Source organism: Chitinophaga dinghuensis (assembly GCF_003259435.1).
GTDB classification, from domain to species: Bacteria; Bacteroidota; Bacteroidia; order Chitinophagales; family Chitinophagaceae; genus Chitinophaga; species Chitinophaga dinghuensis.
Genome location: NZ_QLMA01000002.1, coordinates 625493 through 641162, shown reverse-complemented (window position 1 = coordinate 641162; position 15670 = coordinate 625493). Strand labels below are relative to the sequence as shown.

The window sequence follows — 15670 nt, the reverse complement described above, 5'->3', positions numbered from 1 at the left end:
GAGGTATCTGTTGTACATTCGTATGGATAAATGGTATTTTTTCGGGAATGAAACGTTATATCCAGCATGAATATCTCCGGATCTCACATTTTACCGGAACCGAATGGCAACATCCGGTACATAACCACAATCATTTTGAACTGATCTTCGTACATGAGGGCGCAGGGAATCACTGCATATCCAACATGCAAATCCCATTTGAAGGCAAAGCTATCTTCATACTCGGCCCCAGTGATGCGCATCACTTCGAGCTACATGCCCCTACCACCTTCACATTTTTGAAGTTTACGAATACTTACCTCGGCGATCCCCATTGGAATCAGACCCTGGAACATTTGTTACAGGCCGGGCGTCAACAACGACTGACTCTCCCTGCCACCGCGGCCACAAAAACAGATCAGCTCATACGACTCATCGTACAGGAATGGAAGGAAAACCACCAGGAAAACAGCCCTACCATACGTTACCTGATGCAGGGATTATTATCTATGGTACAAACATTCATTCCCTCCACGCTGGATAATTTGGGAACCAAACACCAACAGAAAATTACATCCCTGATAGATTATATTCACGATAATATTCACCTCGCTGATCAGCTCCAAACAGAACAGTTAGCTGCTCAATTCGACCTCTCCAAACACTATCTGGGCGTATATTTCAAAGAACAGACCGGCGTTACACTACGAGATTACATCACGAAATATAAATTACATCTCATCGAAAATAAACTATTACACAGCGGTCTCTCATTGAAAGAAATCAGCCATGAGTTTGGCTTCAGCGATACAAGTCACTTTAATAAATTCTTCCGCAAACATCATCAGGTCAGTCCTTCTGTTTTCAGAGCAAAAGCAAAAAACAGGTAGTACTGTTGCCCCTTACATCCGACTTCTTTTCCGTAAATTTCTTCCACTATGAAAAAGTTATTCATTAGCATATTCCTGCTATCCATGCATATCTGCACCCATGCGCAATCAGGCAATGCAGACCTCGCCAAACAGGCTACTGCCATTAAAAGCATAGATCCGGCAGATCATGACTATACCGACCTATCCGCTCTTCAAAAAGCAATTGGCGATAGTCGCATCGTAATGCTGGGCGAGCAAACTCACGGTGAAGGCTCTACGTTTTTGGCCAAAACTCGCGTTATTCAATATTTACATGATCAATTAGGTTTTGAAGTATTAGCTTTTGAAAGTGGATTATATGATGTAACGAAGATCTGGAACAATATACAGCAAGGCGCTTCTTTCAAAGCGGAAGTCCCCGGCAGCCTTTTTTACATGTATTCCACTTCTCAACAGATGTATCCGCTGTTTGACTATATTCAGGCACAGCTTAAAGGCGCCAATCCTTTAGTAATAGCAGGCTTCGAAAGTCAACACTCCGGCAATAAAGCGAAGAAGGAAATGTTCCAGGATTTTGAATCATTTCTCCAACAGCAATCACCCCAAACGCTGGACAGCAACTGGCAACTGTTTCGCCGGTTGAGCGAATCCACCTTTGCTTCCAGGGAATTCCATCCCTCTGCTACTGAACAGGCAGCCTTCTTCCAGGAATTACAAAAACTCAAACAATTATTACAAGACAAGACAACTCCCGTAAAAGGCAACTTTTTACAACATAAAAGCTTCTGGTATCAGGTGGTTAGCAGCATCGAATCACAGACCAAACGTTACTGGCAGCTGGTGGAAGGAAATGAAATAAATGTGCGCGATAAACAGATGGCAGAGAATATTATCTGGTTGGCTGAAAGAGCCTATCCTGGTAAAAAGATCATCATCTGGGCACATAATGGACATATTGCCAATAGTACCGGAAAGATGGATGGGAATGGTCCACTGCAACAGTTTTACAACACGTTCATCCCTATGGGAAATACCTTAAGAACACGCTTCGGTAAAAACGTATATGCGTTAGGGTTTTCCGGCGCCGAAGGGAAATATATGGATTACGTCAGTATGAAAATTATGGAAGTCCCAGCTCCAACGCCTAACAGCATAGAGGCCGCATTGGCTGCCAAGCCTTTTCAAAACGCATTATTGGACTACCGCAAAGCAAAAGGTCCTTTAGCCAGTCTACAAACAGGATGCATCGGAGATTTTATGCCAGGACAGGCCATATGGCCCAATGTGTTCGATGGGTTATTCTACATTCGAAAGTCTACACCTGTAGACCGGTAATCAGATATATCCAATCACCTTTAATACCACGAGGGCAATTAGCACCAGTGAGATGACATACAAAATCCAGTTGGCGGTAACTCTCCTGGCATCGGAGAAGATACGGTTTCGGTAAACGGCTTTTACGAATACATGGAGGAATAAGAGCAAGGCGATACCGGATAGAATCAGGACGAAGGGGTTTGTGCTGGTGTTTAGTCCGAAGAATCCGCCCAACATCAATAGCAGTCCAACATACCAGAATTTTTCATGAAACGCTTTGATATCGGATTCATCAAAAGGACGAATTTTTTCCAGTTGTTCTTCCAGTTCGTCATAGTTATCCAGTGCGGATGGAATCTGCATTATTGCACCTGCGGATTCCCCCCGAATGATGATACCATTTCGCACTCTGGACATGCGGGAGATTTCAAACACTGAAAGCGTAAGATCCGGAGATCCTTTCTGACGGCGGATAATATGGAGGTCATTCACTTCTATTTCCAGGCTGTTATAGATATCCACTGCTACCTTAATGCGCCGGTAGCTGGACCATGCAAAATACAGCAGTAATATCACAGGAAATACGTACAAACTATAAGCATCTTTAAACCGATCGTCATACAGGTAGAAATAGCCAAACATCAGTACCAGTATAAAAAATACGATGGCCTGACTACGGATAAATTTATTTCTTATCGCTGTGATTCCGTCTTTGCCTATTTTGTAAATGCCCATTTAGTAGCTATTGATCTATAGCCTAATTTAAAATAAAAAAGGGATCATGTACGATACATGATCCCTTTTCTTTATAAAAAGACTATTCTTCGTCTTCCTCTTCTTCGCCGTCATCTTCCAGCCATTCCATGTAGGAATAGTACCAGTCTTCCAGCTGCTCCAGCAGTTCTGCTTTCTTTTCAGGAGCGTTTTTGAAGAATTCTTCCACGTTATCGATCTCATGAACGATATCGATGTAAGCGGTTTCTTCATCCTCTTCTACGCGTTTTGCAAAGAAGCGCGGGGACTGGGTATGGAAGATATATTCATTTTCTGGATCTGTAACTGGATCGTCGGCAATTAAAAACTTAGGTAACTGTGCCATAATACGTTATTTACTTTTTAATAAATCATCCTTTTCAGGGTGCTACAAAAATATTGATTAAATGATTATAAAAACGGCAGCGATCAATAAAAAACCGTTATAAAAATCTGCATATTTTTTTTAATCTTTATAAACACTATAAACCCATACTAAATGCAGGAGTATTGGACAAGATGGGAGTTATGGATGCGCAATCACGCCCCAAAGATGGTAAGTATCCTTAACCCTGGTACCTCTTATAACGATATGAAAGACCTGGAAACCCTTACTGGTCTGCCCATACCGGATTCCTTTCGTATTTTCTACGCTATCCACAATGGTCAGAAGTCCTCCAGGGCTGGCCTTGTTAACGGCGACAAACTCCTATCTATCAAAGAAATTGCTGAGGAGTGGACTTCATGGAAAAACCTACTGGAAAATGGCGCTTTTACCCACAATGGCGAAGTATTGCGCTCCGAACCGGATACAGGTATCCGCCCCGAGTGGTGGAATACCAACTGGCTGCCTTTCACCAGCGACGGATTGGGCAATCACCTCTGCCTGGATTTTGACCCGGCTTCCGGCGGAAATATCGGACAGATCATTACCATGTGGCATGATGATACGCACCGCGAAGTAATCGCATCCTCCTTCGAAGACTGGGTAAAAAATTACATTACCAGCCTGGAAAACGGAGAATATGTTTACCAGAAAAAATGGGGTATTGTTCGTAAGGATAGCCGGTATAATTTTAAAGATTAGAGAGACGACTGCCCATCTATCATTAACGAATACACGAAGTAAGGTTACTGATGTGGTTTAACCATGGCACTGTCCTCTTTCTGCACGGGTTTCGAATCCGGAATTGGCGGAGGCGGAGGCGGTACCACTGCCGTTCCCGTGACATTTATATCCTCAAGCAATCCTACCTCTACCCCAGTGCCCAAAGTATATGTCTTGATTTTTCCTCGTCTTTTCTTTGCTGTCCCAGCGGGTTTTACCTTTTTATGTGAAACTTTCTTACATGGCGGAGAGGTCTTCGCATGTACAACAGTAGCGGTGGTATTTTTAGTTTGTGGAGGTAATTGTTGAGCAGTAGTGGCTACGCCGGATAGCAACATTCCTACGGTTAGCAACATCACCGGCATTAAGCGTAACTGTGGCGTCATCGGCTGCAGGCGTCGACCTAATTGAGTACTACGGAAATGCCCACACACGGACCCTTTTTCTTTACTGAAAAATTCAATTAACTGCACATCAGAATATCCTGTAAAATCAATCACTGTTTTGGCACAGCTGCCACAGTATCTGCCGTCTCCCGTTACCTGCATTTCTTCCCAACGCGCACTACATGGGACAGGAACAGCAATAGATATATAATTATTTTTCATATTAGTGCGCTAATGTATGTATTTCCCGGCATCTTTTACCGGTGGCACTTAGGCTATGGCTATTCTTCCTAATGGCAAAATGTAATTCCCCTGCTCCATCTTGAAACAAAGAGCATGGGTATACGCAGGCATAAATCCTCCGATGTGAGGTTATGCTGTTTTAATTAGTGACTGGATTTACGTTTTGGGCGCTTATTTACTGATTTGACCGGCTTCACCTCATACTCTACAACAACAGCCCCTGTATAAGGTATGTCATCAGTGGTTGCAGGTACAGTAACATTCTGATTGACTGGAGATATGCTGTCTGTATTGACAGGCTTACAGTTAGTTGATTTTATACCATACAGTTTATAGGTAATAGTTGGTTGGGGCTTTATCTGCTGGGCCTCAGCGATACCCGTCAACACCATTAATCCTGCCGTCAATAACAGCACTGGAATTAACCGCTGTTGCGGCCTCATTGGCAAGAGATAACGTTTTAACTGTTCGCTCCTCAATCTGCCGCAAACAGCTCCCTTCTGGCCTTTGAAGTATGCCAGTAATTGTTCATCGGTAAACTGTGTGAAATCCATCACCGTTCTCTGGCAGCTCTTGCAGAACCTGCCATCCGTTACGGCAACCATTTCATCCCAGCTCTCTTTACAAGGTGAGGGAATAGACAGGTACAGACCATCACGTTTCATAGGTACCAAGATTTAATAGGAATTTACGAATTCTGCCAGGTAATCTGTTCACAGGCAGCGTCTCCTCCTCAAATTAATCGAATTTAGACCTGTATATAATTGATTAACAATTTATTTGTTCTTCTGGCATTATTGTTGAAACTATCATGTTGAACATTAAATATCATATTTTATGAAAGCTCCAAAAAACCTAACCATGTTAATGTTTGCTGCCTCTTTTGGCGTAGTAGCGTCTCTGACCGGGCAGCGAGCATTTGCACAAGGAATCGACAGCACCGTTAAAAAGATCGGTCATAAAACGGCCTCTATCGCCGTAAAGGGGACTTCTGCAGTAACAGATAAAATCTATAAAGGAAAAGAAGGCCCAAATGGAGAAACCGTTTATATCGATAAGAAGGATCGAAAATTTATTGTAGATGAAAAGGGGAAGAAAGTATATCTGAAACCGAGTCAGATCCACAATAAAGTGAAGAAAGATTAATAGGTGCTCACTAACCGAATAGCCAGTTTTAGTCTCAAATAGAAAAAGCCGCCTCTGATAGAGACGGCTTTTTTATGTTATTGAAACCAGGTTGAGATTAACTTGCTTTGCTTAATAAAGGCTGTGGATGATCCGCTTTCTCTGCTGCGAGCTGTTGCCAGTTCTCATCATAGTACACGAAAAATGCCATCCATACAGCGCGGGAAAGTCGCATAATTAATGGCTGTAAAACCACTAGCAGCGCACCATTCACGCCCAACCACCAGAAGATACTGTTATCGTAAATAGAGAATCCGAAGAATACCCACCACGCAATCAAGCTGGCTACACAAATCGCAATGGATAACGCATAACTTACATAACCGGTACCGAAATAAAATCCTACTTCCACTTCTACTTTCTGCCCACAAACTGGACAGTAATCAGGCATCTCCATGAAATGCTTCAGATCATATGGATTCTTCGTTTTATAAATACTTCCGCGGCGGCAACGGGCACATTTGTTACCCAGCATGGAAAGAAAAAAATTAGGCTTTTTATCGTGACTTTTTTCAGCACACATGGCTATATGTTTTTATTATCAAACAATATTCTTTCTAAATTCTTCGGGAGTGACACCGGCATACTTGCGGAAGAACTTCGTGAAGTAAGAGTTATCCGCGAAATTCAACTGGTAAGCGATGTTGGATATAGGCGTATCTGCATTCACCAGTAAACGCTTCGCCTCCAGCAATACCCGGTCGCGGATCACCTCGCCCGCAGATTTTCCCAGCATATGCTGACAGAAAGCATTCAGATAATTCGGTGTTACATACAACATGGCGGCATAGTCTTTCGGCAATCGTTGCTGCATATAATGCTGCTCTACCAGCTTACGGAAATTCCGTAATAGCAGGTTGTTATGCAACATTTCCTGTTTTACCGGCCCTGCTTGGGTACTTCTGCTTACCCGGATAAACATTTCCAGCATCAACACCCGCAGCATATCCAGGTTATAAGGCCTGTCGGAATTGACTTCCTGCAACATTCCCTCCAATAAAGGCTGAATGTCGGCCATTGCCTGGTTATTGACAGTAATCACCCCTTCAGCGGCCACTCCGCTCAAAAAGGGGAAGCGTTCCACATAATCAGGATCTTTCAGAAAACCAGTAAAAAAACCAGCGGAAACATTGATCACATATCCTTCTGTAGGGCCTTCAAAGTACCATCCATGCACCTGACCAGGTACCATAAAGTACAACTGTCCGGCTTTCACAGGGAAACGTTCGAAATCAATCGTATGCGTTCCACCGCCACTGGTAAAAAGTGCCAGATGATAAAAGGAATGACGATGTGGAAACTGGATGTGACTATGTGCAGCGAGATAGTCCGGAAACCTTGCTATCACTACTTCTTCCTGGGTAGGCTTTCCCATTACCAGGGAACATATATCGTATGTAGGAATCGCTGCCTTTGCCATGATGTTACAAAGGTACTAAGCGGCAGGTTCACCGGGTTGTGGAATTAAGAGCTTTAATGGTACTTTTTACTTATTGGGGACATTTGCCTCAAATCGGGCTAAAAAAGAACTGCGCCCTTTCGAGGCGCAGTTCGTATTATTATTTAACATATTTGGTCAGCCACTGATCCATTTCCCACAACATGTGAAGAATGCTTTCCTTAGCTGCATAACCATGACTTTCCTGCGGCAGGAACACCAGGCGCGCAGTACCGCCATTTCCTTTCAGCGCATTGTATAAACGCTCTGACTGAATAGGGAAAGTACCAGAGTTGTTATCTGCCTCTCCATGAATCAGCAGAATCGGCGTTTTCAGCTTGTCTGCATAAGAGAAAGGAGACATTTTATAATAGATATCAGGAACCTGCCAGTAAGTACGCTGTTCGTTCTGGAAACCGAAAGGAGTCAATGTACGGTTATAAGCGCCACTACGTGCAATACCAGCTTTAAACAAATTCGTATGTGCAAGCAGGTTAGCGGTCATAAATGCGCCGTAAGAGTGACCACCCACCGCTACGCGGTTTTTATCGCCTACTCCCATATCGGAGATCTTATTGACAGCCGCTTCTGCATTCATTACCAGCTGATCCAGGAAGTTATCATTTGGTTCTTTATCGCCTTCTCCAACGATAGGCATTTCTGTAGCATCCATTACCGCAAAGCCACGGGTTACCCAGAAGATCGGAGAACCGTAAGTAACGCGGGTGAAACGGTATTCAGAACCACGTACCTGCGCAGCATCGCTGGCAGATTTGTATTCGCGCGGATAAGCCCACATCAATACCGGCAAACGACCATCTTTAGCAGGATCATAACCTTTAGGCAGATACAGCATTGCTGTCAGATCCACGCCATCTTTACGTTTATATTTCAGCAATTGCTTTTGAACGCCCAACAGTTGTGGCTGCGGATGAGGGAAGGCAGTCAGCGTAACAGTTGACTTCTTTTTCAGGTCCTGTAAAATATAGTTTACAGGGGTAGACACGGATTCGCGGGAAGTAACCACTACTAATTTTACCGGATCGATCACATCTTCTACCTGCTCATAATAAGGCGCTTTTGAACGCCAGATGATATCCTGTTTTTTCGTTTTCAGGTTGAACTTAGAGAGGAAAGGTCTGTCGCCTTCAGGGGATGCACCTGCCGCACGCATAAGCATGTCGCCTGCAGGAGAAACATACACCACTGATTTACCGTATTGGTTTTTCACGGTTACAGGAGTTCCCGGGTCATTATAACGATCATTTTCTGATCTGTCGATTACCACCACCGGCGCCTGTGCCACATTAGAAGGATTGAAAGTGCTCACTTTAGTGCGTTGCTGAGAATTATTCGCTTCTGTCAGCAATGCCAGCGTAGCGCTTGACCAGGATATGCCGTAGAGTCTTTCTGGCGTTTGTGCCAGTACCACTGCTTCAGCGGTGAAAGGCGCATCCAGACTTTTCAACGCATCGCGGAAAGGCACCTGTTTTTTAGGATCGCCACCATCGAGGGCTTGAATCCAGGTGATGGTAGCCGGCGCATCTGCTCTCCAGTTGAATCGGCGCGGATAGTTAGAGGTAGCATCAAAACCTTTAGGACGAACTTCATCCAGCGGTTTTTCAGATAATACTTTTACTTTCTCGCCGTTCATTTTCCAGATAGCAGTAGTGGTTGGGAAACGATCTGCCCCTACCAGGTAGGAATATGGGCGATGCATTTCGCTTACCAACAGGTATTGTTTATCAGGAGATGGCGTAGCGTCAGCATAGATAGCAGGTTTACCTACTACTTCTTCTTTGCTACCATCGGTGATTACGAGTTCTGACTGGAAATAATAATCAAACAGTTGTTCATCGAAAGGATTTTTCAGCATATCCTGGTAAGTAACTGCCGGAGCAGCTTTACCGCTGGTTTGCTGTACGGTTGGCCCTTCCGGCGCCAGAGGTTTCTCAGGCGCATTACCGATCGCTGTTGGTACCGCCTGTATCAGGAAACGGTTTTCATCCAGCCAGGTATAAGCTGCGCCATAAGTATTATTCAGTTTTCTGCTGCTCACCTGTTTAGCGGCGCCAGAGGCCACATCCGCTTTCCACAGGGTGATGCTGCTATTATCTGATACAATAAAAGCAATGCTTTTCTCTGAAGGACTCCAGGTTACACTGCTGATGCGTGCATTTGCCGGCAGTCCGGTTACTGCATACTCTTTACCACTGCCAACTTGCTTGATCTTAATAGCAGTTACGTAAGCCGCTCTGCTGGGACCGAAGTTCGCAGGATTAATACGCATGCCCGCCAGGCGATATTCTGGCTGCGACAATTCTTCAATAGATGGATAGCTGGAGCGATCCATAATTAACATCATATCCCCTTTCCCGCTGAAATCAACTGATGGCGAAGGAGCTGCCATGGCCAGTTCCATAATGCTCTGCGGAGGTGTCTGATACTTCAAAGCCTCCTGTGCATACACCCTGAAAGAGATTAACAGGGATAATGACAAAACCAATTTTCTCATATAGCGATTTAAATTAAAACAACAAATATCCAATTACATAGGTCGATCCCGACAAAATAGAACTATTGGGATGGAATCCAAAATGTTTTGTGATAAATGAAATGTTTCCGGTTTAAATGAACAACCTATTATAAAATATTATACCTTCGCAAACATCTGATGATATGATGAATAAAATAGCAGCACCTGTTAAAAGATCGAGTCTTGCCGAAGAAGTAGCAGGACGTCTACAAGACGCCATCGTTTCCGGTAAATATGCCGTGGATCAGCAATTGCCTACAGAGCCTGAGCTCATGGCTCAGTTTGCCGTAGGGAGAAGTAGTATCCGGGAAGCTATTAAGATGCTCGTTAACAGGGGATTTGTGAAGGTGCAGCAGGGACTAGGCACCTTTGTCATATCACAGATGGGTTCCGGCGAGCCTCTGGTGCAACGCCTCCAACGGGCTGATTTCGAAGACCTGAATGAAGTAAGGCTGGTCCTGGAAGTACGCATCGCGGAAAAAGCTGCTATGTCGCGCAACCAGAAAGATATTGAGAAAATGAAGGGCTTTCTGAAAAAGCGCTATGAATATGCGGTCAGCAATCAGCTGGAAGCCTGTATACAGGCGGATATCGACTTCCATAATGCCATTGCGCAGGCCGGGAAAAATGAGATCATGGTAGAATTATATGGCACAGTTGCCGGTATGTTGTTGAAATCATTCGTGCTGCGTTATGGTAATACACAGACGTTTATAGATACACAGCACCTCCATGATGCATTGCTCCAAAGTATCATAGACAAAGATCCGAAGCGCGCATGGAGCTGCGCCACCAAAATTGCAACACACGGCAAATAGCCGTGATTTTTTACCTATAAACATCAGATGATCTGATCTTAAATTCACATCCATCATGTCTACAACATTAGCCGAACAAAAGGAACCGCAGATAGCGGAGAAAGTGGCCCAGCAGACCGTTTTCTCCATTCTGATTGCCCTTAGCTTTACCCATCTGCTGAATGATACGCTGCAATCCCTCATACCCGCCATCTATCCGCTGGTAAGGGAATCGCTGAAATTATCCTATTCCCAGGTAGGTCTTATTACCCTGACCTTCCAGATGTCGGCCTCCATCCTGCAACCCCTCGTTGGTTTGTATACCGATAAGAAACCACAGCCCTATTCCCTGGCCATTGGGATGAGCTTTACTTTGCTGGGACTGGTGAGTTTATCCTTTGCCCATACCTTCGCCATGGTACTGGTTTCCGTAGCGCTTACCGGCGTCGGTTCCGCAGTATTTCATCCGGAAGCTTCCCGACTGGCGCATATGGCGGCTGGCGGCAAACATGGTATGGCGCAATCCTTATTCCAGGTAGGCGGGAATGCCGGCAGCTCTCTGGGACCATTGCTGGCAGCAGCCATCATCGTGCCTTTCGGACAAGGTAATGTGATCTGGTTTTCTCTGGCAGCCTTACTGGCCATCGTGGTGATGTTGAGAATCAGCAAATGGTATAAAGGCAATATGCACAGAGCCAAGCCTAAGAAAGTAGCAAAGCAACTGGAGCAACCGCATCTCCCGAAAGCGACTGTTGTATTTTCTCTTACTATACTACTGGTGCTGATCTTCTCCAAATACTTTTATATGGCCAGTATGACCAGCTATTATACTTTTTACCTCATTAATAAATTCCATGTCAGCGTACAAAGTGCGCAGGTATACCTGTTCATATTCCTGTTTTCCGTTGCTGCCGGTACTTTCATTGGCGGCCCGGTGGGAGATAAAATAGGACGGAAATATGTCATCTGGATATCTATCCTAGGCGTAGCGCCGTTTTCATTGCTGCTGCCTCATGCCAACCTGGCCTGGACAGCCATTCTCAGTGTATTCATTGGCGTTATCCTTTCCTCTGCATTCTCCGCTATTCTCGTGTATGCACAGGAGCTGGTACCCGGAAATGTTGGTATGATTGCCGGATTGTTCTTCGGACTGGCATTCGGGATGGGCGGCGTCGGTTCTGCCCTGCTGGGTAAACTGGCGGATAATACCAGCATCGATTACGTGTATCAGGTATGCGCCTATCTGCCGCTGATAGGACTGTTGACAGGGTTGCTACCCAACCTGGAAAAGCGTAAAAGTTAGCGTTTAACTGATTTCAGTTAGATTCGCACAAAATTGAAAACGACATGTGGAAAGGAATATTGCTGGTATTGTTGGGGGCATGTAGCTTTGGCATATTGTCTTCTATTGTGAAACTTGGCTACCAGCAAGGATTTACGCTTGGAGAACTTTGCAGCATCCAAGCGGGATATGGAATGATAGTACTGTGGTTGATTCACCTGCTTTCCGGGAAAGTCACCTACGGACTTAAATCGAAAGATGCCCGTACCTGTTTTATTTTGGGTAGCAGCACTGGTCTGGTGAGCATTACCTATTATCAGGCGGTTCATTATATCCCTGCGAGTCTGGGTATCATCCTGCTGATGCAGTTTACCTGGATGAGCATGATCGCTGAATGGATTATTTACAAGAAAAAGCCGACAACCATTCAATGGGTAGCTGTAGCATTCATCCTGGCAGGTACTTTCCTGGCGGGAGGAATATTGAACAGCAACCAGACAGAAATCAACCTGAAAGGTGTTGGATTTGGCCTGCTGGCGGCGTTTTTCTATACCATATTTATCGTAGTGAGTGGTCGCATAGGGCGGTCACTCACTCCTGTCCTAAAAAGTGCCTGGATTGTTACTGGCGCATTTATTCTGATTACCCTTATTTTTCCGCCGACATTTATTGTCAACGGGCGTTTTACGGAAACTAGCTTATGGCTTTGGGGTATTCCCCTGGCATTGTTCGGAACGGTATTACCGCCATTCCTTTTCTCCAAAGGCATGCCTCAAACCGGGGTGGCCCTGGGAGCCATTCTCAGCGCAGCAGAACTGCCTGTAGCCACTATTGCCGCCACTATTTTACTGCATGAGAAGATTACGCCCCTCCAGATGCTGGGGGTAGGCGTGATCCTGGGAGCTATAGTACTGGCCAATCTGAAGAAAAAGGTTGCACCGGTAGCAGAGAAGCAGATAAATTAATCTTTTGGGAGACACAGGTCCGGGACTTTAAAGGCACTTTTTTTATTTATCTTTGCTGCCTCGTATTAGAAATAAGTGAATTACGAATAGATTTTCCATGAAAGCATTTAACTTTTTTATTCTATATCGTTTCCCAATAGGTATCGTCCTGTTGATAGGCGGTATTATCCTTGGTGCAACAATCGGCTGGTGGGAAGCTACCATTTTGCTGGTGTTGGCGGTGATTTGCATTGTAACACACCTGATGTTCGGTCCAATGCGTCTGGTACAGGAAGCTGTTGAAGCGGGCGATCTCGAAAGAGCTACTGCCCTGATGAACCAGGTTAAATTCCCTAAACTGCTGTATAAACCTATTCGTTCCGTATATTTCTTCATGCAGAGCAATATGGCGATGTACACCAATGACCTGGATAAAGCAGAAGCTACTATCCGTCAGAGTATTCAGTCCGGTAGCCCGATGAAAGAATACGAAGGCATGCAGTACTTCCAGCTCGGTACCATCGCTTATCAGAAACAAGATCTCAAAACTGCTGATCAAAATCTGAAAAAAGCATTGCGTATGGGCCTTCCTGATAAGGAAAATACCGCTGCTGCCCTGCTGACACTCGCTTCTATCGCTATGTCACGCCGCGACTTCAAATCTGCCAAAGAATACTTCCGCAGAGCAAAAGCGCAAAAACCTACCACTTCCCAGATCGTTAACCAGATCAAGGAAATGGATAAGTATATTTCAAGAATGCCAGGTTGATTGGTCAATCTGTCTTCTATATAAAATATTTAAAGCAGGATAAAACTTTATCCTGCTTTTTTTATTACATATGATCCATCATATCTTTTATTAATTAAGCAAATGTCATCGAGAATCATTTTATCAGCCTTGCTACTATCCGCCACCGCTACGGCCATAGCGCAGGATAGTAGTCGCATCAGCCAATTACAGGGCGTCACTGTTACCGCCACCAAAGGCCCACAGAAAGCCAGCGAAACAGGGAAAGTAGTCACTATACTCTCCCATGAGTATCTTCAGAAAAATAGTGGCAAAACCATTTCTGATATCCTGAATCAACAAACAGGACTCGTTATTAACGGCGCGAATAATACGCCAGGAACCACGCCTATCGTGTATATGCGCGGAGCAGCCGCGGGAAATGTGCTGATACTGGTGGATGGTATTCCTGTAAGCGATGCCTCCCAGATCTCCGGCGCATTCGATCTGAACTTTATTTCGCCGGAAGAAGTAGAAAGGATTGAGATCCTGAGAGGTTCGCAATCCACCCTTTACGGGTCCGATGCCGTAGCAGGTGTGATTAATATTATCACCCGGAAGGCAGGCGACAAACCATTCGGAGCCGGCGCCAGTTTGGGCTATGGCAGCTACAACGACAAGCAGGCAGCCGCCAATGTGCATGGACATCTCCGTAAATTCTCTTACCTCGCCGGTTACAAATATGAAAAAGCTGATGGCTTTTCTGATGCCGTAGACACCACCGGACATGCCAACTACGATAAAGATGGATTCCGCCAGCACAGCGTATTCGCCAAACTGGGACTGGAAGCCGGCAAACGTTGGAATCTCCAGTACCTTTTCAACTTCAGTAATTATCACCATGCCCTCGACGAAGGCGCTTTTGTGGATGATAAAGATTATACCGGGAAGTTCAATTATATGCTGAATGCCATTCACGGCACTTATCAGTTTAAAAAGGGCACCTTGCATTTACTCTATAGCTACCAGTCCAACAACCGGAAAATCGTAAATGATTCCGGATATGTGACCACTACCGGCTATGCGAAGTTCGACAGTACCTTGTTCACCTCCCGCACCCATCAGGCAGAAGCTTATGTAAATGTGGACTTCCTGCCGCAATTACGATTGGTTGCTGGCGCCGCTTACTCCAGATCTACCGACAGCCAGAATGATTTCCTGGTGTTCAATTCTCCAGGCGCTTCCTTATATCATACCCAGTTATCACCAGACAGTGTGAAAGTGAACCAGATCAGCGGATATGCAGACCTGTTATTGCGTAACCTGGGCGGATTCAACCTGGAAATTGGCGACCGATATAACCATCATAGTTTATATGGCGGTAATAACACCTTTACATTTAACCCTTCTTATCTGCTGGATAACAGGCATAAGTTCTTCGCCAATATTTCATCAGGCTATAAGGTTCCCACCCTTTATCAGCTGTATTTCCCGGGTTATGGCAACAGGATGCTGAAGCCGGAACAAACATTGAGTTATGAAGCCGGTTACCAGGTGATGCTGTCTAAATTGAATTTCCGGGCAACTGGTTTCTATCGGAATACCAAAGATTTGGTGATCTTCTATTTTGATCCTGTGACCTATTTCTCTCAGTACCAGAATGCCAACCGTCAGAAAGCATATGGGGCTGAAGCGGAGCTGGAGTGGAATATTACGAGAGACTTGCATCTCACCGTTAACTATACTTACACAGATGGCCGGGTAACGATACCTCAGGCTGGTGGCAAGGATACTTCGTATTATAATCTCTACCGTATCCCAAAAAATGCCGTGAATGCCAGTTTGGGCTACCAGGTAACCAAGGCATTTTATGCCAGCGTAGCTTATAAGTATATCGGACAGCGCTATGAAGGCCCTGTGGCAATGGGAGATTATTACAACCTGGACCTTTACGGTGAATATAAATTTGGTAACTTGCTTAAAATTTTCGCCGTATTCCGGAACATAACAGATTATAAATATTTTGATATTACCGGATTTAATTCGAGAAGGTTTAATTTTAACGCCGGTTTACAGTTTCACTTTTAAATACTAAAACCAACA

16 protein-coding genes are annotated in these 15670 nt (G+C 44.8%); 9 read left to right on the top strand and 7 right to left on the bottom strand.

The window, feature by feature from the left end:
• Positions 1-47: 47 nt before the first annotated feature.
• Both CLV59_RS07980 and CLV59_RS07975 read left to right on the top strand, forming a co-directional pair.
• Positions 48-869, top strand: coding sequence for a helix-turn-helix domain-containing protein (locus tag CLV59_RS07980; RefSeq protein WP_111591483.1), 822 nt, complete (start codon positions 48-50; stop codon positions 867-869).
• A gap of 48 nt (positions 870-917) precedes the next feature.
• On the top strand, positions 918-2186 hold the full coding sequence (locus CLV59_RS07975) for an erythromycin esterase family protein (protein WP_111591482.1): 1269 nt from the start codon (positions 918-920) through the stop codon (positions 2184-2186).
• Here CLV59_RS07975 and CLV59_RS07970 read toward each other — a convergent pair whose 3' ends face one another.
• Both CLV59_RS07970 and CLV59_RS07965 read right to left on the bottom strand, forming a co-directional pair.
• A complete protein-coding gene (locus CLV59_RS07970) occupies positions 2187-2903 on the bottom strand; it encodes a hypothetical protein (protein ID WP_111591481.1) in 717 nt (238 codons plus the stop codon).
• A gap of 82 nt (positions 2904-2985) precedes the next feature.
• Positions 2986-3267 (bottom strand): hypothetical protein, encoded by a 282-nt coding sequence (locus CLV59_RS07965; RefSeq protein WP_111591480.1) that lies wholly within the window; start codon positions 3265-3267, stop codon positions 2986-2988.
• A gap of 153 nt (positions 3268-3420) precedes the next feature.
• Between CLV59_RS07965 and CLV59_RS07960 the strand changes: the two genes are divergently transcribed.
• The gene (locus CLV59_RS07960) at positions 3421-4008 is read left to right on the top strand and encodes an SMI1/KNR4 family protein (protein WP_111591479.1); all 588 of its coding nucleotides are present in this window, start codon (positions 3421-3423) and stop codon (positions 4006-4008) included.
• Positions 4009-4052: 44 nt separating this feature from the next.
• Here CLV59_RS07960 and CLV59_RS07955 read toward each other — a convergent pair whose 3' ends face one another.
• Both CLV59_RS07955 and CLV59_RS07950 read right to left on the bottom strand, forming a co-directional pair.
• On the bottom strand, positions 4053-4637 hold the full coding sequence (locus tag CLV59_RS07955) for a hypothetical protein (protein WP_111591478.1): 585 nt from the start codon (positions 4635-4637) through the stop codon (positions 4053-4055).
• 164 nt (positions 4638-4801) lie between these two features.
• The gene (locus tag CLV59_RS07950) at positions 4802-5323 is read right to left on the bottom strand and encodes a hypothetical protein (protein WP_111591477.1); all 522 of its coding nucleotides are present in this window, start codon (positions 5321-5323) and stop codon (positions 4802-4804) included.
• Between the two features lie 172 nt (positions 5324-5495).
• Here CLV59_RS07950 and CLV59_RS07945 point away from each other — a divergent pair, with 172 nt between their 5' ends.
• On the top strand, positions 5496-5804 hold the full coding sequence (locus tag CLV59_RS07945; protein WP_111591476.1) for a hypothetical protein: 309 nt from the start codon (positions 5496-5498) through the stop codon (positions 5802-5804).
• A gap of 97 nt (positions 5805-5901) precedes the next feature.
• Here CLV59_RS07945 and CLV59_RS07940 read toward each other — a convergent pair whose 3' ends face one another.
• The 3 genes from CLV59_RS07940 to CLV59_RS07930 form a co-directional block, all read right to left on the bottom strand.
• Positions 5902-6366: a DUF983 domain-containing protein gene (locus CLV59_RS07940; RefSeq protein WP_111591475.1), complete on the bottom strand. Its 465-nt coding sequence runs from the start codon at positions 6364-6366 to the stop codon at positions 5902-5904.
• 18 nt (positions 6367-6384) lie between these two features.
• A complete protein-coding gene (locus CLV59_RS07935; protein WP_111591474.1) occupies positions 6385-7263 on the bottom strand; it encodes a helix-turn-helix domain-containing protein in 879 nt (292 codons plus the stop codon).
• 139 nt (positions 7264-7402) lie between these two features.
• On the bottom strand, positions 7403-9796 hold the full coding sequence (locus CLV59_RS07930) for a S9 family peptidase (protein ID WP_111591473.1): 2394 nt from the start codon (positions 9794-9796) through the stop codon (positions 7403-7405).
• A gap of 164 nt (positions 9797-9960) precedes the next feature.
• Between CLV59_RS07930 and CLV59_RS07925 the strand changes: the two genes are divergently transcribed.
• The 5 genes from CLV59_RS07925 (at position 9961) to CLV59_RS07905 (ending at position 15655) form a co-directional block, all read left to right on the top strand.
• On the top strand, positions 9961-10635 hold the full coding sequence (locus CLV59_RS07925) for a FadR/GntR family transcriptional regulator (protein WP_245950827.1): 675 nt from the start codon (positions 9961-9963) through the stop codon (positions 10633-10635).
• Between the two features lie 55 nt (positions 10636-10690).
• On the top strand, positions 10691-11917 hold the full coding sequence (locus tag CLV59_RS07920) for an MFS transporter (RefSeq protein ID WP_111591472.1): 1227 nt from the start codon (positions 10691-10693) through the stop codon (positions 11915-11917).
• A gap of 44 nt (positions 11918-11961) precedes the next feature.
• Entirely contained in the window at positions 11962-12861 is a 900-nt protein-coding gene (locus CLV59_RS07915) for an EamA family transporter (RefSeq protein ID WP_111591471.1), read from the top strand.
• Positions 12862-12958: 97 nt separating this feature from the next.
• Positions 12959-13609, top strand: a complete 651-nt coding sequence (locus CLV59_RS07910; RefSeq protein WP_111591470.1) for a tetratricopeptide repeat protein — start codon at positions 12959-12961, stop codon at positions 13607-13609.
• Positions 13610-13711: 102 nt separating this feature from the next.
• Positions 13712-15655, top strand: coding sequence for a TonB-dependent receptor plug domain-containing protein (locus tag CLV59_RS07905; protein WP_111591469.1), 1944 nt, complete (start codon positions 13712-13714; stop codon positions 15653-15655).
• Positions 15656-15670 lie beyond the last annotated feature (15 nt).